Annotated in this window: 22 protein-coding genes, 1 pseudogene, 1 riboswitch and 1 other annotated feature; of the genes and pseudogenes, 5 read left to right on the forward strand and 18 right to left on the reverse strand. The window is 47.5% G+C overall.

What is annotated here, in order from left to right; all coding sequences use genetic code 11:
* Window positions 1–48: 48 nt before the first annotated feature.
* The 8 genes and pseudogenes from ypeB to prsW form a co-directional block, all read right to left on the reverse strand.
* Window positions 49–1,398, reverse strand: coding sequence for a germination protein YpeB (gene ypeB, locus ACW9JV_RS09935; protein WP_457333803.1), 1,350 nt, complete (start codon window positions 1,396–1,398; stop codon window positions 49–51).
* A 17-nt stretch (window positions 1,399–1,415) separates the two neighbouring features.
* Window positions 1,416–2,387, reverse strand: coding sequence for a spore cortex-lytic enzyme (gene sleB, locus ACW9JV_RS09940; protein ID WP_457333805.1), 972 nt, complete (start codon window positions 2,385–2,387; stop codon window positions 1,416–1,418).
* A 130-nt stretch (window positions 2,388–2,517) separates the two neighbouring features.
* Window positions 2,518–2,616 (reverse strand): annotated as a pseudogene (locus ACW9JV_RS09945) (vitamin B12 dependent-methionine synthase activation domain-containing protein); the annotation flags it as partial.
* A gap of 130 nt (window positions 2,617–2,746) precedes the next feature.
* Window positions 2,747–2,923 carry a homocysteine S-methyltransferase family protein gene (locus ACW9JV_RS09950; protein WP_457334696.1) on the reverse strand — a complete coding sequence of 59 codons (177 nt, stop codon included), beginning with the start codon at window positions 2,921–2,923 and terminating at the stop codon, window positions 2,747–2,749.
* Complete coding sequence (locus ACW9JV_RS09955; RefSeq protein WP_457333807.1) at window positions 2,920–4,773, reverse strand: bifunctional homocysteine S-methyltransferase/methylenetetrahydrofolate reductase; 1,854 nt, start codon at window positions 4,771–4,773, stop codon at window positions 2,920–2,922. Before ACW9JV_RS09955 ends, ACW9JV_RS09950 begins: the two co-directional genes overlap by 4 nt.
* 31 nt (window positions 4,774–4,804) lie before the next feature.
* Window positions 4,805–5,911, reverse strand: a complete 1,107-nt coding sequence (locus tag ACW9JV_RS09960; RefSeq protein ID WP_457333809.1) for a methionine biosynthesis PLP-dependent protein — start codon at window positions 5,909–5,911, stop codon at window positions 4,805–4,807.
* Between the two features lie 101 nt (window positions 5,912–6,012).
* A riboswitch (SAM riboswitch) is annotated at window positions 6,013–6,120 on the reverse strand.
* 63 nt (window positions 6,121–6,183) lie between these two features.
* Window positions 6,184–6,348: a hypothetical protein gene (locus tag ACW9JV_RS09965; RefSeq protein ID WP_457333811.1), complete on the reverse strand. Its 165-nt coding sequence runs from the start codon at window positions 6,346–6,348 to the stop codon at window positions 6,184–6,186.
* A 16-nt stretch (window positions 6,349–6,364) separates the two neighbouring features.
* Window positions 6,365–7,015 carry a glutamic-type intramembrane protease PrsW gene (gene prsW / locus ACW9JV_RS09970; protein ID WP_457333813.1) on the reverse strand — a complete coding sequence of 217 codons (651 nt, stop codon included), beginning with the start codon at window positions 7,013–7,015 and terminating at the stop codon, window positions 6,365–6,367.
* A 115-nt stretch (window positions 7,016–7,130) separates the two neighbouring features.
* On the opposite strand from prsW, the gene ACW9JV_RS09975 reads away from it, so the two are divergent.
* A complete protein-coding gene (locus ACW9JV_RS09975; RefSeq protein ID WP_457333815.1) occupies window positions 7,131–8,105 on the forward strand; it encodes an asparaginase in 975 nt (324 codons plus the stop codon).
* Here ACW9JV_RS09975 and ACW9JV_RS09980 read toward each other — a convergent pair.
* The 3 genes from ACW9JV_RS09980 to ACW9JV_RS09990 all read right to left on the reverse strand — a co-directional run bounded on the left by ACW9JV_RS09980 (window position 8,102) and on the right by ACW9JV_RS09990 (window position 10,538).
* Window positions 8,102–9,088, reverse strand: coding sequence for a YpdA family putative bacillithiol disulfide reductase (locus ACW9JV_RS09980; RefSeq protein WP_457333817.1), 987 nt, complete (start codon window positions 9,086–9,088; stop codon window positions 8,102–8,104). The genes ACW9JV_RS09975 and ACW9JV_RS09980 overlap by 4 nt on opposite strands.
* 16 nt (window positions 9,089–9,104) lie before the next feature.
* Window positions 9,105–9,665, reverse strand: a complete 561-nt coding sequence (locus ACW9JV_RS09985) for a hypothetical protein (protein ID WP_457333819.1) — start codon at window positions 9,663–9,665, stop codon at window positions 9,105–9,107.
* A 114-nt stretch (window positions 9,666–9,779) separates the two neighbouring features.
* Window positions 9,780–10,538 (reverse strand): metallophosphoesterase, encoded by a 759-nt coding sequence (locus tag ACW9JV_RS09990; protein ID WP_457333821.1) that lies wholly within the window; start codon window positions 10,536–10,538, stop codon window positions 9,780–9,782.
* A gap of 145 nt (window positions 10,539–10,683) precedes the next feature.
* On the opposite strand from ACW9JV_RS09990, the gene ACW9JV_RS09995 reads away from it, so the two are divergent.
* A complete protein-coding gene (locus ACW9JV_RS09995; RefSeq protein ID WP_457333823.1) occupies window positions 10,684–10,944 on the forward strand; it encodes a hypothetical protein in 261 nt (86 codons plus the stop codon).
* A gap of 165 nt (window positions 10,945–11,109) precedes the next feature.
* On the opposite strand, the gene ACW9JV_RS10000 is transcribed toward ACW9JV_RS09995, so the two are convergent.
* A complete protein-coding gene (locus ACW9JV_RS10000) occupies window positions 11,110–12,612 on the reverse strand; it encodes a RecQ family ATP-dependent DNA helicase (RefSeq protein WP_457333825.1) in 1,503 nt (500 codons plus the stop codon).
* Window positions 12,599–13,663 (reverse strand): helix-turn-helix domain-containing protein, encoded by a 1,065-nt coding sequence (locus tag ACW9JV_RS10005; RefSeq protein ID WP_457333827.1) that lies wholly within the window; start codon window positions 13,661–13,663, stop codon window positions 12,599–12,601. Before ACW9JV_RS10005 ends, ACW9JV_RS10000 begins: the two co-directional genes overlap by 14 nt.
* Window positions 13,664–13,848: 185 nt before the next feature.
* Between ACW9JV_RS10005 and ACW9JV_RS10010 the strand changes: the two genes are divergently transcribed.
* On the forward strand, window positions 13,849–14,091 hold the full coding sequence (locus tag ACW9JV_RS10010; protein WP_457333829.1) for a ferredoxin: 243 nt from the start codon (window positions 13,849–13,851) through the stop codon (window positions 14,089–14,091).
* A 91-nt stretch (window positions 14,092–14,182) separates the two neighbouring features.
* Window positions 14,183–14,674, forward strand: a complete 492-nt coding sequence (locus ACW9JV_RS10015) for an inorganic diphosphatase (protein ID WP_457333831.1) — start codon at window positions 14,183–14,185, stop codon at window positions 14,672–14,674.
* Between the two features lie 17 nt (window positions 14,675–14,691).
* On the opposite strand, the gene ACW9JV_RS10020 is transcribed toward ACW9JV_RS10015, so the two are convergent.
* Entirely contained in the window at window positions 14,692–15,768 is a 1,077-nt protein-coding gene (locus ACW9JV_RS10020) for a M14 family metallopeptidase (protein ID WP_457333833.1), read from the reverse strand.
* A gap of 120 nt (window positions 15,769–15,888) precedes the next feature.
* Window positions 15,889–16,107, forward strand: a binding site (T-box leader).
* 101 nt (window positions 16,108–16,208) lie between these two features.
* Between ACW9JV_RS10020 and serA the strand changes: the two genes are divergently transcribed.
* The gene (serA, locus tag ACW9JV_RS10025; RefSeq protein WP_457333835.1) at window positions 16,209–17,831 is read left to right on the forward strand and encodes a phosphoglycerate dehydrogenase; all 1,623 of its coding nucleotides are present in this window, start codon (window positions 16,209–16,211) and stop codon (window positions 17,829–17,831) included.
* 49 nt (window positions 17,832–17,880) lie between these two features.
* On the opposite strand, the gene ACW9JV_RS10030 is transcribed toward serA, so the two are convergent.
* The 4 genes from ACW9JV_RS10030 to ACW9JV_RS10045 all read right to left on the reverse strand — a co-directional run bounded on the left by ACW9JV_RS10030 (window position 17,881) and on the right by ACW9JV_RS10045 (window position 21,390).
* Window positions 17,881–18,291, reverse strand: coding sequence for a hypothetical protein (locus ACW9JV_RS10030; RefSeq protein ID WP_457333837.1), 411 nt, complete (start codon window positions 18,289–18,291; stop codon window positions 17,881–17,883).
* Between the two features lie 90 nt (window positions 18,292–18,381).
* Complete coding sequence (locus tag ACW9JV_RS10035; RefSeq protein ID WP_457333839.1) at window positions 18,382–19,092, reverse strand: peptidoglycan DD-metalloendopeptidase family protein; 711 nt, start codon at window positions 19,090–19,092, stop codon at window positions 18,382–18,384.
* A gap of 89 nt (window positions 19,093–19,181) precedes the next feature.
* Entirely contained in the window at window positions 19,182–20,288 is a 1,107-nt protein-coding gene (locus tag ACW9JV_RS10040) for a Ger(x)C family spore germination protein (RefSeq protein WP_457333841.1), read from the reverse strand.
* A complete protein-coding gene (locus tag ACW9JV_RS10045) occupies window positions 20,272–21,390 on the reverse strand; it encodes a GerAB/ArcD/ProY family transporter (RefSeq protein WP_457333843.1) in 1,119 nt (372 codons plus the stop codon). Before ACW9JV_RS10045 ends, ACW9JV_RS10040 begins: the two co-directional genes overlap by 17 nt.
* Window positions 21,391–21,396 lie beyond the last annotated feature (6 nt).

Consider the following 21,396-nt stretch of genomic DNA (forward strand, 5'->3'; position numbering starts at 1 on the left):
AAAAGAAGAAGCTCAGCGCTTCTTCTTCAAACGATTCCCATTTTTCTATTACATCGTATCATATACCGGTTCGGCATGCTTCATTTTTTCTACTTTTTCTTCCTCCCCGTTTTCGGCATTGATATAAATTTTATACGTATCATCATTGATGGTGCCGAAAAATTCGTAGCAGAGTACTTCTTTTTTGTTTTCTGTTTCGATAACCGCCTTCCGTTGTTCCATAACTTCGACCCTCGGATTCAATTTCTCTTCCGCTTCTTCGGCGGTTAGAGCCGGTGACAGGGAAGATCGTTCTTTTTTATTTATCAGATATTCTGCTCCTTTATACCCGACAATTTCTCCGTCATCGAGCGCGGTTTCCATGTAGACCGCCTCTGGATAAATCGTTACACCTTCCTTAACCGGCGCGAACTGAAAAGCTCCGATCGTATCATATTGTTTTCCTTCTATCATTTCCATATCCTGAAATCCATTCCGTTTTAGAAACTGCTTTGCTTTCTCGGAAGCTTTGTTCAGACTGATCTCCTGTTCATCCACCGGTCTTGCCTGTAAAAACCAGAGAGGGTGACCGCCCTTTTTTGTCATATCCACATAGATGGCGTCTTCTCCTTCCGGTTCCTGCATCGTCATCGTATAACCCTCAAATGCTGTCCCTTTTCCAAGTTCCGATATTTCCACGTTCATGGAGTCTGGAATATCGAGAAACTGTTTTGCCTTTTTGACGGCCTGTTCTTTATTGACCGGATCCCCTTTTACGTTTTCAGCTATCTGTTTGTCCATTTCCGGGTTCACCGGATCATTCGGTCCGAAATCGCTCTCCCTGAATCCTTTAGCCTTATTATCAATCGTCTGAAAGCCGTTTGCGATAGAATTATCCATCGGTTCACCGTTTTCTGCCATAGCACTTTCGGCTTCGGTCCATTTCAGTTGGTTTTTGATGGAGGAAGCCTGCAGCTTGCGGAGTTCATTTTTTATCTCCCCGGACTGTTCATAAAACTTCTGCAGCCTGTCAAATTCTTTATTGGACAACGGTTCCTGCCCCAGATCCCGAACGGTTGTTTCATAACTGAAATCCCCGATCTTATTTAAGAGTTCTTCCGTATCATGCAGAGCCATCATCCCGATCGGAAGCTGGCCGAGCTCACTTCTTGCCATAGCAGTGATCCTCCACACATCCGCCAGGGTTCCGGATAACTGCTTTTTGGAGTTCATCGCAAGCGTCGTTCCGACTTCATCCTGCAGTTGGTCCATATGAAACGTTAAATCATGAAAGGCCCGCTGGTAGTTATTTTCGTTTTGAATAAGCAGTTCTTCCTTTTGCCCGGCCTGTCCAGCTCCCCAGAACCCGGTTCCAATCAGAGCCAATGCCAGTACTCCTATAATGATAGTACGTACCACCTAAGCTTTCACCTCCATCATTTACTGAACCTGTGTTTTCCTATTTTCTTAACAGTGGGACGCGAATAAATCCAGTCTGATGTAGCAGTTACCGGATTGTAATAATAAATCGCTCCACCAGAAGGATCTTGTCCGTTGATCGCATCGAGAACTGCTTTTCTTGCCTGTTCATTCGGTTCCATATAAATCTGCCCGTCAGCTACAGCAGTGAAGGCTCTCGGTTCAAAAATAACGCCGGAAGCGGTATTGGGGAAAGAAGAGCTTTCAATACGGTTAAGAATAACAGCGGCTACCGCCACCTGACCTACATATGGTTCGCCTCGGGCTTCACCATATACAGCATTGGACATGATCTGGATGTCATTTTCGGAATACCCCTCCGGGACATTCATGGCTTTCTGGATATTGGCTTGATTGGACTGGTTCTCATCTACTTTATTGTCCGTCTGATTATCTTTGTTATTTTGAGGATTCCGATCTTTTTCCTGCTGGCCGTTGCGCCCTGCGTTACGTTGTTTTTGTTTAGGGGGGCCGCCGTTTTCCTTCTGCTTTTTCGGTTGATTGTCATTTTCCGGATTATCTGCGCTGCCTTTCGGACCTTTTTGAATTTGCTCAGGAGTCCCCCCGTAATGCGTAAACTCCCGGCCCTGTTCCAGTGCTTTCTGTACAAATTCTTCATTGTATTCTGTCGACTTTTCCAGCATTTCTTTCATTTCCGGACCGACAAGACCATCTACGTCAAGTCCAAATTCGTCCTGATAATTTCTGACAGACCAATACGTTCCCCAGCCAAATACTCCGTCTATCGTTCCCTCATAAAATCCGTTATGCTGCAGCCTTGCCTGCAGTTCCACCACGTCATCTCCGGAGGCACCCTTTTGAATAACCTGGGTGGAAAAAGCTTCTGCGGACCGGACTGGCAGAGCGGCCAGGATCAAACATAAAAGCAGCAGCCCCGCCACCCTTTTCTGGACTATCAATTTTTTCATCGGTGTGCTGAACCCCCTTCTTTGCTGTCACTTCATGCCGGTTATGGTTATTTTCTTCCGGAGAATGCTTTTTATACATCCCCGCCTGCCAATAAAAAAACTCCTTCTGCATATGCAGAAGGAGTGGTTCTTATAATACACTGAAATATCGTACTTCAGGAGGAGCAAAGACCATGGCGGATACGGAGGCTTCCGGTTCCATCATATATTCTTCGGTAAGCTGTATTCCATTTACCCGCTTTTCTTTTCACGGACCTCCTCCAGTTTCTTCCGTTCATTAACGACCCGTTAATCACGTGGAGAGGCGGGTCATCACATTCTTACGTTCGCACTACGGTTTCATGTCTTCTTCATAAGCTTCAATACCTGAAACAGGATATAATGAGCGGGAGTTCTGGCCCGTGTTGTTCTTCGGCCCCTTTAATGCCCGTATAAGCCGCTTTTACATTCCTCATGTCCTGACTCGTTTCGAGCACAAATACATCGATGCCGCCCCTTATCAATCCCACAGCCTGTTCTTTATCAGCTTCCGTCAGTTATTCGAACGTCGTTCCTCCGGTCCCAGGGTTTCCTTCCTGCGTACATAAGCTGTCAGCTCTGCTGTAATATCATAACGTAAAAACGGAGTAATAAAATAAATCCCCTGAAAATACCGTAGTGCTTGGTCTATCAAATCTTTTGCGATGGCAGTTCCTTCTGCCTGTGCGGCTTCACGGTTGTCCCCGCAAGCCGCCATCCGTGCTCTTGTGTCATCTGTAAGCTGAATTCCCGGCACTTCATTGTGAAGAAATTCAGCGTTTTTGCTGCTTACAAGCGGCATGATACCGATATAGATCGGGGCAGAGAGATGTTTTGTCGCTTCGTATATTTCTTCAAATTGTTCTTTTCCATACACCGGCTGCGTCATAAAATAATCCGCTCCGGCATCGATCTTTTTCTCCAGCCGCTGCACCGCTTTATGAAGGTTTCGAACATTGGGATTGAAAGCGGCAGCGGTTGTAAAGGACGTTTTCTCGCCGAGTGATTTCCCGGAGTATGAACGCCCCTCGTTCATTTCTTTTATGAGGGATATCAGTTTGATGGAATTCATATCGTAAACGGAAGTAGCACCTGGAAAGTCCCCGACCTTTGTCGGGTCCCCTGTTACTGCAAGGACGTCCTGTATCCCCATCGCATGGAGGCCGAGCAGGTGGGACTGAAGGCCGATCAGATTCCGGTCCCTGCAGGCGACATGAAGAAGCGGTCTGGCACTTGTCCGGTTCTGGATCGCAGCCGCCATGGCCATATTGTCAATCCGCGGGCTGGCAAGGGAATTATCGGCCATCGTAACCGCATCCGCACCCGCTTCATAGAGAGCCCCGGCCCCCCGGATAAACTTCTCTGTTGACAATTTTTTTGGCGGGTCCAGTTCAACAATCACACTCGGCCTGTTCCGGTTCATTACATCGAGCCGCTGGTGCGGCGGCTGGATGCTTGAAGCAGCCGGAATTTCCCGGTGATCGTCCCGTGAAGGTTCTTTCACCACAGTCGGCGCGCTGTTTTTCACTGCTTTTGCCGTCCAGGCAATATGTTCCGGGGTGGTACCGCAGCACCCTCCGATGATGCGGACACCCTGGTTTTTTAAATCCAGGGCTCGTTGATAAAAGTAATCCGGATTGGACTGATAAACAAAGCGCCCGTCATCCAGGTCAGGAAGGCTGGCATTTGGATAGGCTGAAAAATAAATATGATCCATTAACGGCACCGGTTCAAGTGAACGTAAAATGTGGTAGGGGCCCATCCGGCAGTTCAGGCCCGCGACATCAGCCCCTGCCTTCTCTAGTTCCCGAAATACTTCAGTGACCGGAACCCCGCCGTGCATCACACCCACTTCACCAAGTGCGGCCTGTGCGATAATTGGTACGTCTGTCATACTTCGGAGCAGACGGGTGGTATCCAACAGTTCCTTCCAGTCGTAAAACGTTTCCAGGATCAGTGCATCCGGGCGTTCAGCAAGCAGCGTTTCCGCCTGCATGCGGTAAGCGTTCTGGATGGTCCCGGGGGAAACACCCAGTTCCTGTACGCCCGTGATACCGCCTATCGTACCAGCAGCAAAAGCGTCGGTCCCGGCAGCCTCTCTGGCCAGACGCATCCCCTCCCGGTTTATTGCTTCGACCTCATGCTCCAGTGAATATTTTTCAAGTTTGACGGTGTTGGCTGCATAAGTATTGGATTGGATAATGTCCGCGCCAGCTTCTGCGTATTCCTGATGTACCCGTTGGATGACACCGGGTTCAGTAATATTAAGCGATTCAAATGAACCACTGTATCCTTTATCATAAAGGTAGGTTCCCATAGCACCGTCCCCTACCAGTACTCTTTTTTTCAACTCACTGACGATATTCAATACATGTCCATCCTTTCCTCATATATCCCGTTCAGGACAGTCCGTTCAGAGCCTGATCCAGATCCCCGATGATATCATCCGCATTTTCGATGCCGACTGAAAAGCGGAGCAGTCTGTTGCATACCCCGTTGGCAGTTCTCACTTCTTCCGGCATATCTGCGTGTGTCTGCGTTGCGGGATACGTTATGAAACTTTCCACCCCGCCCAGACTTTCTGCAAACGTAATAACCTGCAGGTTCTGCAGCAGCGGATTGACCCACTCTTCCTGTTCCAGGCGGAATGAAAGCATACCTCCCTGACCCGGATACAGGACATCTCTGATTTTTTCATGGCTTTCGAGATAAGCTGCCACCGCCCGAGCATTTTCTGTATGTTTGTGCATCCGCAGCGACAGTGTCTTCATTCCTCTCATTAAGAGCCAGGAATCCATCGGAGAAAGCATCGTTCCCATCCCATTCTGAAAATCGCCGATTGTTTTTCCCGTCTTTTCATCTTTGGTAACCACCAACCCGGCAATCACATCATTATGCCCGCCTAAGTATTTGGATGCACTGTGAACGACAATATCCGCCCCTTCCTGCAAGGGCTGCTGCAAAAGTGGTGTATAAAATGTATTGTCGACAATAAGTAGAAGGTCGTGCTCTCCGGCAAGGGCGGCCAGCGCTTCAAGATCGGCTTCCTGCATGAGGGGATTAGTCGGCGTTTCAATAAACAGCGCGCGTGTACGTTCATTAATCAAAGAAGCAAAGTTCTCCACATGTCTTGGATCGCCGTACTCTATTCCAACCCCCCACCGGGTCCATCCTTCTTCAAACAGCCTGTATGTCCCCCCGTATAAATCCTGGGAGGCAAGCACTTCATCTCCATAAGAAAACATCGAAAACAGTGTTTGAATAGCAGCCATGCCGGAACTGAATGCGAATCCCTGGGTACCGCCTTCGAGTTGTGCTATGGATTGTTCAAGAATGTCCCGGGTCGGGTTTCCTGTGCGCGAATAATCATAGCCTGTCGACTCTCCAATGCCGCGGTGGCGGTAAGCCGTCGAAAAGTAAACGGGCGGATTCACCGCACCGGTCTTTTCATCTGTATTATTTCCTATTTGAACAAGACTGGTTTCTACGTGATAGCGACTGCTCATTATCTTCACACCTTTAACTGGGTAGTATATGTAATAGAATAAAAGGAAGGCCTTCTTCCTAATAAGAAGAAGGCCTGTTTCACAGAACGAACATTCACTTCCTCTTATCTTTCAGGTTGAAGAAAACCTGACGGAATTAGCACCTGACCGATCTGCGGCTGGTTGCTGAGATATCAACGGGCCTTTCCCTCCATCTCTCGTGATAAGAATCCGTATAAATCTATTGTTAGTAAAACCGTACACGATTTCTGTACGTTTTGCAACAAGGAATATTATTCAGGTGTTGCATCAATGCGGAGCGTCGATACATTGCCGCATATACACTGTTTAAATCCGGTGTCGAGTTCACCATTGTCGTTGGTCCGTCCGCGCAGCACGTACTTTTCCCCACAGCTTGGGCAGCGCACAATAACGCGGTACCGTGTTTCAACAGTCATGCTTTACGCACCCTTTCTATGCCGTATTTTCATCCGCCTTTTTCGTCCGGGATAAGGCAAACCACCATAAAAAGAACATAAACGGAACGATGATATATAATACATTTTCATGGATGGTGAGTAAAATATAATCATACAAACCATGCAGGAGAAGCGGCACAAGAAGGGAAAGCAGCAGCCAGAAAAAACAGCGTCCCCTCCCCTCTTTTCCGGAAGTTCCCATGTAATATCCCATAACCACGCCGAACAATGCATGGCTGGAAACGGGAAGGAACGCACGGCCGATAGCTGAGTCAATGCCAAGCGCCATCAGATACATCAGATTTTCGGCTGATGCGAATCCAAGCGATAAGGAAACCCCATATAAAATGCCGTCATATCTCGTCTGAAAAGGGACGAAACGGTACACGGCAAAATACAGCAGGAACCATTTAAAGAATTCTTCCAGAGCAGCTGCACTGCCGAACGCTTTTGCCAGGTCCGCCGACAGTACCGATTCTGCTTCAAGAGCGTACTGCAGCACCATGATTGGAAACACAAGCAGCGCACCGATAACAAAGGCTCTAAGCACCTGTATGAGCGTATTGGATTCATATTCATTCCGGAGATAAAAATAACTGAGAAACGCAATGGACGGTGCCAGAGCTGCTGTTATCAGCGCAATCACTTTCGTTTTCCAACCCCTCTCGTTTTCTTATCTTAACATGGTGTTTTCAGACGGGAAAAGAGGGCTTATGATAGTATTAAGTCGCAAAATTCAGCGGAAAGGGATGATAGTTCAGATGAAGACAATTGTTGTTTTACATACCGGCGGCACCATCGCCATGAAGGAAGATAAAGAAAGCGGAGGGGTCTCAACCGGCGGTACCAACCCGCTGCAGCAGTGGAATGTCCTCAAAGACAACAGATTCCATGTTATTCAGGAAGATCTCATGCAGCTACCGTCTCCCCACATGACTCCCGAATGCATGCTTACCCTTTACAAGGAAATGAACGACCGTATCCACCAGTTTTCTGCCGATGGAGTTGTTATCACTCACGGAACAGACACCATGGAGGAGACCGCTTTTTTACTGGATCTCTTTCATGACCAGGATATTCCGGTTGTCGTAACCGGGGCGATGCGGCCGGCCGATGATATCAGTTCCGACGGTCCTGTTAACTTGGAAGGCGCCATCCGGACAGCGGCCAGTGACAAGTCTTTCGGAATGGGCGTGCTTGTCGTTATGAACGAAGAAATCCATGCGGCAGCCGATGTCATCAAAACCCACACGTCCAATACAGCTTCGTTTGAAAGTCCGGAGTTCGGTCCAGTCGGCCGTATCATGAAAGAAAACATTCAAATCAGGCGCAAGCCGCTTTATCATCGCTCTTTTCAGCCCGTAACGATGAACAGGCGCGTACTGCTTCTTAAAACATATTCCGGTATGGAAAAGGAACTCATGGAACACCTTGTTTCCCAGCCACCCGATGGTATCGTCCTGGAAGCTCTCGGAATCGGCAACATACCGCCTTCGATCCTGGACCCGCTCAACACTCTGCTCCAGCGCAATATCCCGGTCATTCTGACTTCCAGGTGCCTGAGCGGTGCGGTCCAGGATGTTTACAGTTATGAAGGCGGCGGCCGCATGTTAAAGGAAGCAGGAGTTATATTTTCAAACGGACTAAGCGGTCCGAAAGCAAGACTGCAGGCCATAGCAGCTCTTGAATCCTGCAGCACACGGGAAGAACTGCGGCAGTCTTTCGAGCAGTCTTAAACACGCCCACTTCCTGCTGCGATCGATGATGCAATTCGTTCTCCGTGGTGGCGCCCGTTTTCAATGAATATTTCATTGGCATCATCGCCTGCAGCAATCACTCCAGCAATATACAGGCCCGGCTGATTCGTCTCCATCGTTTCCGGGTCGTGTACCGGGCGGCCGGTATCTCTTTCTATGTCCACTCCCATACTTTCCAGAAATGAATGATCAGGGTGATAACCTGTCATTGCAAATACAACGTCTGATGCTGTACTGCATGATTGTCCATTTTTTTGATAAAAGACGCTCGTCGGAGTGATTTCAGTCACCTCAGCTTCATACACCATGTTTATCTTCTGATGCCGGACGAGGGAATAAAAATCAGGAAGAATCCACGGTTTAACCGCGGTTGAAAACTCTCTGCCGCGGTACAGCACCGTGACCTCCGCCCCCGCCGATTCCAGTGCCAGAGCTGTATCAACGGCGGAATTCTTCCCGCCGATCACTGTTACTTTTTTCTGAAAGTATGGGTGGCTTTCCCTGAAATAATGATGGACATGAGGGTAATCTTCTCCCGGAACTCCCATTCTGTTAGGGTTATCATAATAGCCGGTGGCCGCCACAATGAAATCCGCTTCATATGATGTTTTCGGTGCATTCCATGGTGTAGTCTCTACAGCAAAAACGCCCGATATCTTCTCCACCTTATCCACCTTTTCAAAAGATTGAATGCGGAGTCCGCTTTTGGCGGCAATCTTTCTGTAGTATACCAGTGCTTCATGCCGTTTCGGTTTCCGTTCTATCGAAGGAAAAGGGTAACCGCCGATTTCCAGATTTTCACTAGAACTGAAAAACGTCTGATGAAGGGGATAATGCTGAATGGCATGCACCACATTATCTTTTTCAATTAACAGCGGATCATACCCTTTGCGCTGCAAAGCAATACCTGAAGCAAGTCCGCACGGACCTGCACCAATAATGATTACGTCTTCCCGTTTCATTTTTATGTCTCCTTGGTTATATATTCCATCTGTGCCCCGCAGCAAGAAACTGTAGAGCATCTTTTTCCTGAATAACGGTGCCTTTTCTGCGGATATAGGAAGCATCGAGATTCGACCGCTCTCCGTATTCTTCCATAAACATCGCCAGATCATCTGATACGGCACTTGTTTCAAACAGCATATAGCAGAAAGGATAGAAAAAAATCAGCGTTCCTCCTTTCAGCGCATGAACTTTTGCCTGTTCTGCAAAGGAAACAAGATGTTCTTTAGCGCCGAATCGAAACAGCAGCTCCGTAGATCCAATGTCCGGATTCCGAATGCTTAGCTTCTCTCCTTCCTCATCCAGGCATTCAATGACAAAAAAAAGCATATCATCACATGGCCGGCTGATCTCTGCCTGTATCTGTATATCTTCGCGCATATTAAAATGGTCGCAGATAATCTGAAACAATACCGCAAACATCACTTCTGATTCTTCGACGGACCATTCATCGAAAATCCTCCAGCCATGAAAGAGCTGGTCATCTTTGTGAAGGCGGACCATGACACGGTCTTCCGGCCAAGTATATAATTCCATCCTTCTCCCCCCTGTTCTTCCCGCTTTTCCGATAGTTACAGAGCGCTGTGCCATTATCGTATTCAACAGATGGAAAAGGGGTGAGCGTGCATAAAGGGGGAAATACGATCTGATTTACAGTTCTTCGCGTTTCAGTCTGATGAGGTGTGTCTGTACCTCAGCACCAAGACGGAGAGGAAGCTTCGTTGTTCCAAATCCATTACTGATTAATAACGGAAAGCCGAAGCGGTTCTTCCATCCTCCGGGTTCTCCCGGGCTCAGCCTGCCGATTCGTATCTGGCCGCCGTGGGTGTGGCCGGCAAATGCTGCATCAATCCTGCCGCTGTCTTTTAGATGGTACAGATCGCGGGGATCATGGAGAATCAGCAGAAGCGGATCGGATGTTTTCTGCGCCCTTAAAAAGGAACGATCCACAGTCAAGGATCGGTCCCCTGCCCCGGCAATCTGCAATATGCTGCCGCCTGACTGCCAGGAATATATGCTGTTTTCCAACACCCGCACATTCTCTTCTTTGAGAAGCTGCAGCAGGTCTTCCGGGTTCTCTTCGACATCATTATTGCCCCATACAAAAAGGACAGGACCGATTCGTTTCAGACGTCTGATGTTATTACGCACTCTCTGTAACGGCACGCCTTTTTCAAATAAGTCCCCGCCCACGATTACGATTTCTGCCTCCTGCACCCGGCGGATGAGACAATCCGGGATACGCCGGCGGTGTATATCGGTAATGAAAAAGATGCTTTTCCCCGTAAATGGTTCCGGAAGCTGCGGCAGTATCAGCTCTTCTTCCTTTACAGATGTCCGTCCTGCTTCATAGAACATCCAAAGAAAACCGGCGCTGACACAGGCCGTCACATATTTCATATAGGACATTGCATGATCTACCTTTCTTTGATGAGCACTCCAAACACAACCGCCGCACGAAAATGATCAGGCATCAAAGAGAAAGACATAGCTTTCTCAAGTGGCGTGCTGGTATAATTGGATGGCAACATTTACGTAGTGGAGGCTGTTGTTCATGGATTTAACCATTTTTATGACGGGAACCGGATTATTCGGAGCAGGATTTTTTATGCTGCTGCTTTTTCTTTGGAGGAAAAAACAGCTTATTCTCCCTTTTCTGCTCATGGGTGCGGGGGTGCTTCTTTGTTTTGCCGGTCTGATTATGTCTTCGCCGCTCACCGAAACAGACGATGCATCCGCCACCCGCACGGAAACTACCAGTCAAGCCACATCGGTGCCAGAACTGCCAGTACAACCATCATCAGAAAAACGATGAGAAGGAGGCGTGCTGCTGGAAAGCGGAGCTTCCATTTCATCTTTTTTGACGACTTGGAATGGGTTTCTTTCCGGGATGGAAGAGCAGAACTCTCATGATCCTCCTGTTGTCTGCGTTCTCTGTATCTGCGGCGGAGATTTTCCGCCTGGTCGTAATGATGGGATGTCACGGAGCTTCTCCTCCATTCCTTCCATGTTGATGCAGAATGACAGCCAGCCTCTCTTTCCAGGACAACTCTGCACTGCTGCGCTGTTTTTGCTGCTCTTCATCTGTATATCTTACATGGTCCCCGCAAAGATCACAGCACGGGAAACCGGAGCTTTTGCCATCTTCGTCAAACACTTCAAGCAGCGCCGTCCTGCGGCATTGTTCCTCCTGCATCAACCAACGCTCTTTCTGCTCGAGTTTTTGACGTTTCCAGGCACTTCGCCGTCGTATAATGTCCGAAACGTAGGCATCAAGAGGATGGGTCCGGGAGCTTTGGCGCCACTCCTGTACATAATATAACAGAAAACGGGCATGAACCTCTTCAAGTCCGTACCTTTCCTGGAAAATACGCTGCGATAACAACTCGGGGAGGTCTGGATCCTTACAGATGATCCCCACATCCTCTTCTGAAGGAAACTCGTGTTCGAGTAATCTTCTTGGCAGCATACCGTCCAGGCGGTCATGGAGGACAAGGGAGACACTCTGCCTCCCGTCCCGCCCTGCTCTGCCGATTTCCTGCACAAACGATTCGATATCCTTTGAATAATGGTAGTGAATCACAAAGCGGATGTTGGGTTTATTAATACCCATACCGAATGCATTCGTACAACAGATCACATCTATTTCATCAGAGAGAAACTGCTGCTGTACGAGACGACGGTCCTCTTTTGTCATGCCGCCGTGATAAGCCGAGGTGTTTAGGCTGCACTCTTTTCTGATGAAGGAAGCCAGTTCTTCCGCTTTATGACGGCTGCTCACATAAATCATACCTGGCAGCGGCAGGCGTGATAACTCCTCCCGCAGAGTTTCCAGTTTTTCCTCTTCATCTGTTGTTTTCCTGACATCGAGAAAAATATTCGGCCTGTCCACGGAATCACAGTGTACGAATGGATGCCGGAGTTCCAGTTTCTCTATAATATCCTTCCGGGCTTCCTCAGCGGCTGTAGCAGTCAAAGCAAGACATGGAGGGAATCCTGCCAGACGCCGGATCTCATGAATTTTTAAATAGTCCGTCCGGAATTCATGGCCCCACTGGGAAATACAATGGGCTTCATCAACAGCCAGCAGAGAAACGTCAAGTCCGCTTAACTTCCCGGCAAATTCGGGCTGCTGCAGGCTCTCCGGAGAAATATAGACAATTTTATATTCTGATAAATGTTCGAGGATATACTCCTTTTCCGGGGGGCTCAAGAAACTGTTGTAAGCCGCTGCCTGCCGGATCCCGGCCTGCTTCAGCTCCTGAACCTGATTTTCCATAAGAGAAAGAAGCGGCGAAACGACAATGGCTGTCCCCTTCTTCCACAAAGCAGGCAATTGATAACACAGAGATTTTCCGGCTCCTGTCGCAAGCATGGCAAACACGTCTTCTCCCTGCAGCACTGCTTCTATAATCGACCGCTGGCTTTCTTTAAACTCGTCGTAACCAAATTGTTGTTTTAGAAACTGTTCAAGCTCGTCCATCCTTTCCTCCCCCGTAAAACGCCAATGTCAATCGTATGGAAAAATAATCGAGCTGCTTTGGAAGAGCTGCTTCCTTCAGTACTTTAAGCCTTTTTGTCCCCAGCATACGGGAATGGTGGAGGATAAGATCCCTGTCAGCTTTTGATACGTAAGAATCAATCGGAAAATCAGCATGTTCCGACGCAATTTCAACGACGTGATCTTCTATCGTACTGGCTTTCAGATTCCGTTCCTCAGCTATGTTTTCCATGCTCCATCCCAGTTTCAGATAACGGAATGTCTTTTTCGTCGTTTCTGTAAGTACACTTTTGACGGTCAATCCTGCAGCCGCCTGCTGCAGTACCGGAGAGCGATCCGCGTTTTGGAGGAGGTAATGAACAGCGCTCTGAAAACGAAAGCAGCATTCATCTTCATCCATGCCCAGACGGCGGGACAGCTGTTTCCACGTCTGTCCGGTGAAATGGTATCCCGTCATCCGGTTTGTCACGAGAAACGCATCATCAATATCCAGTTCCTGAAGCAGCTCGTGCATATCATGAAACAAGAGGGCAGCTGTTTCCTTTTTCTGCTCTATTGTCTGCGGCCAGTTATTTTTCAGCCACTGCTGTACCGAAATGTCTTCAAAGACAGGCAGGAAACGGCGGTTCCCCGCCAGTGTCTGAGAAAGGCACTGCACAAACAGGGCCGTGCGTTTCCAGAAAGTAGCACTGCTTATTCCATAAAGCCACCCATTGAATACCGGAGGCCAGGCATAACTGGAAAGGAACAATTGATTCTGTTTTTCCCCCTGTTTCGTAATAACCAGGCGGTTATGTTCTGAAAAAATATAGCTCTGTTTCTGCAGGTTTTTCGTATCTTCTTCAAAATCTGAAGCTTTCCAATAGGGAAACATCCGGAAAAAATAAGTGACCCCGTACCACTTACTATCCTGGATCGTCTGAGAGGATTTTTTGCCTGTCAGCATGTGGTACAGCGCCTGCATGGAGCGTTCCTTATTCATTCGTTCAGCAAGTAACAAAAATACCTGCTGCCGGAAAGGTAACGTCTGCAAGAATATCCCCCCTGTATGTCAGCAGCCGGCCGCCCTCTCTCCCCGGACAGCCGCTCGTATCCATTTTCTGCTCTGTTGAAAAGTTTACCATGAAAGCTTAGAATGTAAAATAGAATGCAGCCGAAAACAGACTGTTGGTTCTATCTGGATCGTTATATAATTTGTCTTTCCAAGGGGGAAGGATAATGACGCACTATACCATTGTTGACAAGGACACGTGTATCGCCTGCGGCGCCTGTGGGGCGATGGCACCCGATATATTTGATTATGATGATGAGGGACTCGCAGAAGTTCTCTTTGATGATAATACCGGCACCACTCCAGTTCCGGATGACCTGGAAGATGATCTGCTGGATGCTTATGAAGGATGTCCAACAGATTCCATTAAAACGGCCTCTTCGCCTTTTCACGGCATACCCTGCCCTTAAGAGGCCGGCTGCTGAGAGTGTTTGTTTTATTTTTTACTTTTTCCTGCTATAATTTTCACGGAACCATTACATACCAAAGGAGGCTCTCCCCATGAGTACAGAAAACCGAGAAGTAGAAGCAATCATTGAAATACCAACCGGCAGCCAGAACAAGTATGAGTTTGACAAAGACAAAGGACATTACAAACTCGACCGTGTTCTTTTTTCTCCCATGTTCTATCCGGCAGAATACGGTTACATCGATAACACGCTGGCTCTCGACGACGACCCGCTGGATATCCTCGTTCTTGCAACCAATCCTACCTTCCCTGGGTGCGCCATTGATGCCCGCGTGATCGGATATCTTAACATGGTCGATGACGGGGAAGAAGATGAGAAACTGATCGGTGTTCCAGTCGAAGACCCGAGGTTTGACAACATCCAATCGATTCAGGATATCCCGAGCCATAAACTGGATGAGATCGCCCACTTTTTCAAAACATATAAAGATCTGGAAAATAAAACAACGGAGATCGGCAAGTGGGAAGATGCAGAAGCTGCTTCCAAACTGGTGGACGAATGCATCGAACGCTTCAATCAATAATGTTAAAAAACGCAGCTCTACCCGCTGCGTTTTTTTTGTGTGAAATCCGGAAATGTACAGCTTTCGAGCAGCAGCGGAACGCTTGTCACCCATATTCTTGCAGACGCATCGGGTGGAAGGGGATTATTTCCTGTGCCGGTTTCGACTGTGAAACCCGGCCGCCGGAATGTTTTTATAAACCAGTCCCTGTAGCCTGCCCCGCTGTCCGCGTTCTCAACCTGCCGGAATGATCCCGCTGCCGCCAGCCGTCTCCCCAGTTCCCTGCTTTCTGTTGGTTCCATGCCTCGGTATCCCCAGTATACTTCTTCTCCCTGCGAATGAAACGCGAGGACATGCGAAAATTCTTCCTTCATGCTGAGCCTGTACACAGCCTGCGCTTCCGGTTCGGTCAAAGGAGCTTTTCCTCCAAAATGCCTTGGAAATGGCTGCACCGGAGAACCTGCCGCTTCTTCTTTCCAATCTGCAGGCCATTGATGATTTAAATCGACACCGTGGGCATTGGCGGACCAGTGCCGGAAATCATTCATCCCGCCGTTGATGTCCATGATTTCGTCTCTGTGCTCATCGAGGGCAGCTGCCCCTTCCTGAACAAGTTCCACACCATCCGGATTCACAAGCGGCATCACATACAGAACAGTGTCGTGGAGCAGCGCTCGAATATCGATTCCATTCCAGATACCTCCATTCTCCGCTTTTTCAGCAAGCGTGGATAGAAATTTCATTAAAAGCCACGTATTGAGCCATTCATTGCCGTGCCAGGTTCCTGAGATAAATATTTTTTTCGAGCCGGATCCTGCACGAAAAAGCCACAATGGTTTACCGAGTACCGAAGTCCCTATTTTTTCGTTATGGATCCAAGACGGAAGCCAGCACCTGTCTTCTTCCAGTTCTCTCCACCCATATTCATGTAAACAGGGCTCTCCCCCTTTTGTCCCTCGGTGTCGATTTGATTGCGGAATAGTCAATGTTGTACCAGGTTCCAGATACATACACCAGGACAGACCGTTTTCATAAAGCAGCTGTTCCGGTTCGATCTGAAAACGGGCCGCAATTTTTCTCAGCGTATCCCCTTTTTTCACATCATACGTGACCATATTATCCCTCCTGGAACGGGTCATCATTTATCTCATCTATATTGACTTTCCTATCCTCCTATGATACATTTACAATCAATAAATGAAGGACGACTGTCCTTGATGAGTACACAGTTATAACATAATGCAGGGACGAAGAACGACGAAATACAGGTTCATCCCAGAGAGCCGGGGCAGCTGGAAACCGGTATAACCTTTTTTCCGAGAGCGCTTCTGAGCATCCGTTTTGAATGAAAGTAGAAGCGGACGGTTAATCCGTTACCTTGGAGCTTTAGCTCCCTGAGGAGTATGTTGGAATACTTAAAAAAGGGTGGCACCGCGGAAACTTCCGCCCCTTGCGAATTGATTCGTGTGGGCAGGGAGTTTTTTTTGTAGGTATTCCCGGTTCTTTCATAACTGTGAAGCAACTATTGAATTCAGGTAAAGGAGTGGAGAGAGGTATGATGCAGCAGCCTGCAGCAGAAAAACCGACAACAGAGGAGAAGAGCAGAAAGGCACGCATTCTCGTTTCTGACGCTATGAGTAAGGAAGGTCTGGCCCCCCTTCTCGGCAATGAATATATGGAGTGCGTTCAGAAAAACGTAAAGGACGTGGATGATCCGGAGAATTACGAAGCGCTCCTGGTACGCAGCGGTACGACGGTAACACCGGAAATTATGGATCAGATGACCAATCTGGAAATTATCGCCCGCGCCGGAGTCGGCGTCGACAACATTGATATTGACGCTGCCACGAAAAGGGGAATCGTCGTTATCAATGCGCCCGATGGGAATACGATATCGACAGCGGAACACACCTTTGCGATGATCATGTCCCTCGCCAGAAATATTCCACAGGCCGATGCCTCCATTCAGGGCGGCGAATGGAACCGAAAAGCATTCCAGGGCGTGGAACTGCGCGGCAAAACACTTGGCATTGTCGGTTTCGGCCGGATTGGTTCGGAAATAGCCAAAAGAGCACGTGGATTTGATTTATCGATCCTCGTTTACGACCCCTTCTTAACCGAAGAACGCGCGGAAAAACTCGGTGTTGAAATCGGAGAACTCAATGAAGTACTGGAGAGCGCGGACATTATTACCGTTCACACCCCGCTTACAAAAGATACAAAAGGACTGTTGAATAAAGACAATATCGGCAGAACCAAACCCGGTGTCCTGATTATCAACTGTGCCCGCGGCGGTATTATTGACGAAGACGACCTTTACGAACACCTGGAGAACGGACACGTCGGCGGCGCTGCTCTGGACGTATTTGAGGAGGAACCTGCTCAGGACAACAAACTTGTCGGCCTGAACAATGTGATTACAACACCGCACATTGCCGCTTCCACCAAAGAAGCACAGTTGAACGTGGCGGAACAGGTATCCGAAGAAGTTCTCCAGTTTTTAAACGGGATGCCGGCCCTGAATTCCATCAACCTGCCGACAATGTCCAAGGAAAAATTCGAAACCTTGCAGCCGTACTATGAACTCTCCAAAAAAATGGGTTATATTTTATCGCAGAGCATGAAAAGCCCGGTTCAGGACATCGATGTACATTACAGCGGTGAAGTGACGGAACTTGAAACGTCCGTTTTAACCCGTTCTCTCGTCGCAGGCTTTCTCAGCACACGAATTGACGCACCCGTCAATGACGTCAACGCTTCCGTTATCGCAAAGGAACGGGGAATCACGTACGGTGAAAAACATCACACCAACGCCCTTGGTTATTCCAATCTGATGCAGGCTACCGTATCCGGCGAAAACCGCAGTTTCACGATTCACGGGACCTATGTCAAAGAATACGGACCTCGGATTGTCCGTATCAATGACTTTAACGTCGATTTTTATCCAACCGGACATCTCATTTACATCCAGCACTCGGACAAACCCGGTGTCATTGGAAAAATGGGACAGCTTCTAGGCGAACACGATGTTAACATCGCCACCATGCAGGTCGGACGTAAAGAAGAAGGCGGCGATGCCATCATGATGCTTGCCGTGGACAAGGAAGCTGGTGAAGATGTCGTGGAACATCTGACTTCCATCGAAGAAATCAAACGGGCCGACAAAATTGAAGTATAAATGTTCTATTACAGCCTCCCGGATACCTGTGTATCCGGGAGGTTTTCCTTTACGGATCCGGCCAAATGTAACCAAGAATCCGGTTCCACTGGGCTTTTCTTGACATACGGAGAAAATCCCGTCCCTGCGGCGTGATATAGGCATACTTTTCTTCTTTACTGATCCAGTGCTCCATATAAGCCACGTTCTCAATAAATTGATAAAAAACGATATCTTTCGGTTTTGTCCTTCTGTTCATCAACTTATATCTCAATGCATCTTCCATCCCTTTCCAGAACCGCTGGTGAAGAAAATGGTGGTCATCCAGACGTATCTGTTCATGCCGGGACAGCTTTGTGAGAAAGAATAAAAAGGCATCGAGCATCCACTCTTCGTTATACCGTTTATCCTCCTGCTGATTGAGCCATAACAAAAAAGACGTATTTAAATCCATTTCTATCGGCGGGCGGGAATATTCCATCGTTCATGCTTCCTTTGCTGCTTATAGTAACTCTTTGCTGTCATTATCTTATCATATTTTACCGCCTTTTTCGCATGTGCTTGTACCCGTTCAGGATATAACAATCTCCTGGTCGGGATAAATCAAGGATCCTTCAATATCATTTGTTTCCTGGAGTGTTTCCACCGTCGTATCATACGTGCGTGCTAAATCCCACAACGTATCTCCTTTTTCTATCGTATAGGTGAAAGATTCACCTTGATCATCTGCCGATTTTATCATTCCGGCAATTTCGGCGGTGCGGTTGTTCCCGGTAACATATGCGTTGTCTTCCTGTTTCAGGACAGGCAGCGGATCTGCGGCATACGTTTTTTCCTGATTCCATTCTCCCCGGTGAAGTTCAAAATGAAGATGCGGACCTCTGGAGCGGCCGGTGTTGCCAACTTGTCCAATTCGTTCGCCCTGTTTCACTGTTTCTCCATCTTCACGCAGCCTTTTTGACAAATGGGCGTATACCGTTTCAGACTCATCTTCATGCTGGATCATAATAACATGGCCGTACGTCGATGAATAATCGGACCGGATGATTTCTCCGGCTGCTGCCGCTTTCACATCCGCTCCCGTTTCCGCTGCAATATCAATGCCGTCATGCTCTCCGTTTCTGGACCCGAACGTATCCGTCAATGTACCACCGGAAATCGGCCATATGTAGTCTTCTTCCGCTTCATAGGCATACATGGAAGAAGCGCCGATAAAAAAGAAAAGCAGAAGCAGAAATAAGGAAAAGAAACCGACGAGAAGGAACCGCTGCATATAGCTCATATATGGACAACCTCCATCATTTTGATATATAGAACATAAAACAGTATCAGTATAAGCATATGATGGCTTGTCTGCCATTATGACAAGTTTTATTCGATGGCACCCGACTGCAGAATCTCCAGATTCACATTCACCTGCACATTCATATCCTGATAAATCGATTCTTTCCATTTCTCAGCATCCCAATTCCTCGTTGTACTCCGGTATTTCTCTCCGAACCCAATCGGATCAATATTCTTTTTCTGAAACCGATGTATCAGCTCCAAAGCTGCTGTCTGTACCTGTTTCTGCACTTTAGATTCTATTGTTTTCATGTCTTTTTCATTTGACAGATCAAAATTCCCGGTATGATCGGTTATTTCTCCTTTCATATTAAGATTCACTTCATATTCCGGTTCCTGCGGTGTTTGGGAAATATTGCGGAAGTCGAGTTTGGTGAAAATATTTTCAATGACTACATAGTTGTCTCTGTCTCCCCCACGAATGACAAACTGGCTCGTCCCGTTCCTGCTTCCTGCCAGCAGCAATTTATAAATGAACGTTTCTTCCATATTAAGCTTCGCCGTCATATGATCTTCATCAAACAGAACGATACCGGTCAGCTTCAGCTCTTTTTCTTCCCTTTTGACCAAAGGAAGGAATGCATCTTTACCATCGCTGTAAAGATCAAATAAAAATAGATGCATGTTGGACTCCGGGAGGTTTTCAAATTCCATATTATGTTCAATCAGGTTGGAAAAGTACATTCCGATCCTTTGTTTCGCACCTTCCTGAAAGCGCAGAGCACGGCCGGCGTTTCCCTCGGACACAGCCAAAAAAATACGATTTCCAATTCTTGGATTGCGATAAAAGGATTTCACGTACTGCTCCACCCCTTCTTCAGCAACATCCTTTCCAAACAGCACTACCCGCAGCTGTCCGTAGCGCAGCGGCTTTTGGGAGTTTGTATTCAGCTTACTGCGCGCCTCTTCCGGTGTTTCTGATATAATCGACCGTTGTTCCACTCCGATTTTGCTTTCTTTGCCCTGCTCCAGAAAATATGGATATGAAACTGTATAATAAAATTTGTTATTATCCGCTTTATCGAACGAAACCGTTTGAATTAACGAGATATCATCAATCACCTGTGTCTGCATACAGCCCGACAGCATAACAACATGCAGACAGACAACGAGAATGCTAATTCGGCTTTTCATTTGATCTTTCCTTTCTGTTCGATAAAAAGCTGTGCACGTATTGAAAAAGACACAACATCGGAATATAGGCCAGCACGATCCAAAGCCCGATTCTAGATACCACTTCGTTAAACATTTCTATATTTTCCCGGTTTTCAATGAAAGGTGTGACAAGGACAGTAATGATTAAGAGTACAATAATAGCGTTACGCTGTTTCATCGAAAAGACTCGTTTCATTCCCCGGCTCGCAGCCCAGAAAGAAAGGGCAATATTAGGGGCGACAATAACAAGCCACAACGAAATACCAAGATATTCAAACCGTTCAATAAAAGGAAATTCAATGATTTTAAATAAACTCAGTGTCGGCCAAATTGTCATTCGCAACTGCCGTTCGCTGAAAAAAGCAAGGGTTACCACCATCAGAACCGTATAAACAAAAACACTGGCCCAATGACCCAGCTGTGCCCATTTCTGCGAAGACCGGGCTTCTTTCAGGAAAGGATAGAACAGCAGGAGAATTTCAAACCCTAAAAAACTCAGCGTCGCCTCTTTTGACCCAAGCATCAGATCCTTGAGCGGGGTATCCAATACTGGCAGCAGATTGATGAATGTGCCGTACTGAAGCGGCATTAGAAGGACAAAAAACAGGACCGAAGGAATGAACACACCAGCCACACACAGTCCTGTCACTGTACGAAATCCACCACTGATGACGTAATAGAGAAAATAGGCGGCCAGAACCGTCAGCATCCATGTCGGCATATCTTCAAACACCCAGACCTGAACAATTTCAATATAGGTGCGCAGCACAACAATACCGAGAACAAATAGATAAAAGATGAAGGCCAGACTGCATAATCCGCCGAACCATCTGCCGAAAACATTGCGATGAATGCCTACAATGTCTGTGTCGCCGCTGTTCAGAAGATAATAGATAAACCAGATCAGTGCAGAAACAGTTAATCCCGCCAGAATGACGGAAATCCAGCTGTCATGGCCGCTCACTTTCGCAATCACCTGCTGATAACTGAGAACTCCGATACCTACCTGAATCGCATGAATCAAAAAGAATGCCATCACCGCCGGTACCTGAAACTGCTCATTCACCTTCATTTTATCCATCCGGGT

It is taken from the genome of Salibacterium sp. K-3 (genome assembly GCF_054052005.1).

What these genes read in the sequence shown, in the direction of transcription:
- sleB (WP_457333805.1), bottom strand. Translation starts at nt 2,387, where the DNA reads ATGAAAAAATTGATAGTCCAGAAAAGGGTGGCGGGGCTGCTGCTTTTA.
- ACW9JV_RS09960 (WP_457333809.1), bottom strand. Translation starts at nt 5,911, where the DNA reads ATGAGCAGTCGCTATCACGTAGAAACCAGTCTTGTTCAAATAGGAAAT.
- ACW9JV_RS09965 (WP_457333811.1), bottom strand. Translation starts at nt 6,348, where the DNA reads ATGACTGTTGAAACACGGTACCGCGTTATTGTGCGCTGCCCAAGCTGT.
- ACW9JV_RS09975 (WP_457333815.1), top strand. Translation starts at nt 7,131, where the DNA reads ATGAAGACAATTGTTGTTTTACATACCGGCGGCACCATCGCCATGAAG.
- ACW9JV_RS09980 (WP_457333817.1), bottom strand. Translation starts at nt 9,088, where the DNA reads ATGAAACGGGAAGACGTAATCATTATTGGTGCAGGTCCGTGCGGACTT.
- ACW9JV_RS09985 (WP_457333819.1), bottom strand. Translation starts at nt 9,665, where the DNA reads ATGGAATTATATACTTGGCCGGAAGACCGTGTCATGGTCCGCCTTCAC.
- ACW9JV_RS09990 (WP_457333821.1), bottom strand. Translation starts at nt 10,538, where the DNA reads ATGTCCTATATGAAATATGTGACGGCCTGTGTCAGCGCCGGTTTTCTT.
- ACW9JV_RS09995 (WP_457333823.1), top strand. Translation starts at nt 10,684, where the DNA reads ATGGATTTAACCATTTTTATGACGGGAACCGGATTATTCGGAGCAGGA.
- ACW9JV_RS10000 (WP_457333825.1), bottom strand. Translation starts at nt 12,612, where the DNA reads ATGGACGAGCTTGAACAGTTTCTAAAACAACAATTTGGTTACGACGAG.
- ACW9JV_RS10010 (WP_457333829.1), top strand. Translation starts at nt 13,849, where the DNA reads ATGACGCACTATACCATTGTTGACAAGGACACGTGTATCGCCTGCGGC.
- ACW9JV_RS10015 (WP_457333831.1), top strand. Translation starts at nt 14,183, where the DNA reads ATGAGTACAGAAAACCGAGAAGTAGAAGCAATCATTGAAATACCAACC.
- ACW9JV_RS10020 (WP_457333833.1), bottom strand. Translation starts at nt 15,768, where the DNA reads ATGGTCACGTATGATGTGAAAAAAGGGGATACGCTGAGAAAAATTGCG.
- serA (WP_457333835.1), top strand. Translation starts at nt 16,209, where the DNA reads ATGATGCAGCAGCCTGCAGCAGAAAAACCGACAACAGAGGAGAAGAGC.
- ACW9JV_RS10030 (WP_457333837.1), bottom strand. Translation starts at nt 18,291, where the DNA reads ATGGAATATTCCCGCCCGCCGATAGAAATGGATTTAAATACGTCTTTT.
- ACW9JV_RS10035 (WP_457333839.1), bottom strand. Translation starts at nt 19,092, where the DNA reads ATGAGCTATATGCAGCGGTTCCTTCTCGTCGGTTTCTTTTCCTTATTT.
- ACW9JV_RS10040 (WP_457333841.1), bottom strand. Translation starts at nt 20,288, where the DNA reads ATGAAAAGCCGAATTAGCATTCTCGTTGTCTGTCTGCATGTTGTTATG.
- ACW9JV_RS10045 (WP_457333843.1), bottom strand. Translation starts at nt 21,390, where the DNA reads ATGGATAAAATGAAGGTGAATGAGCAGTTTCAGGTACCGGCGGTGATG.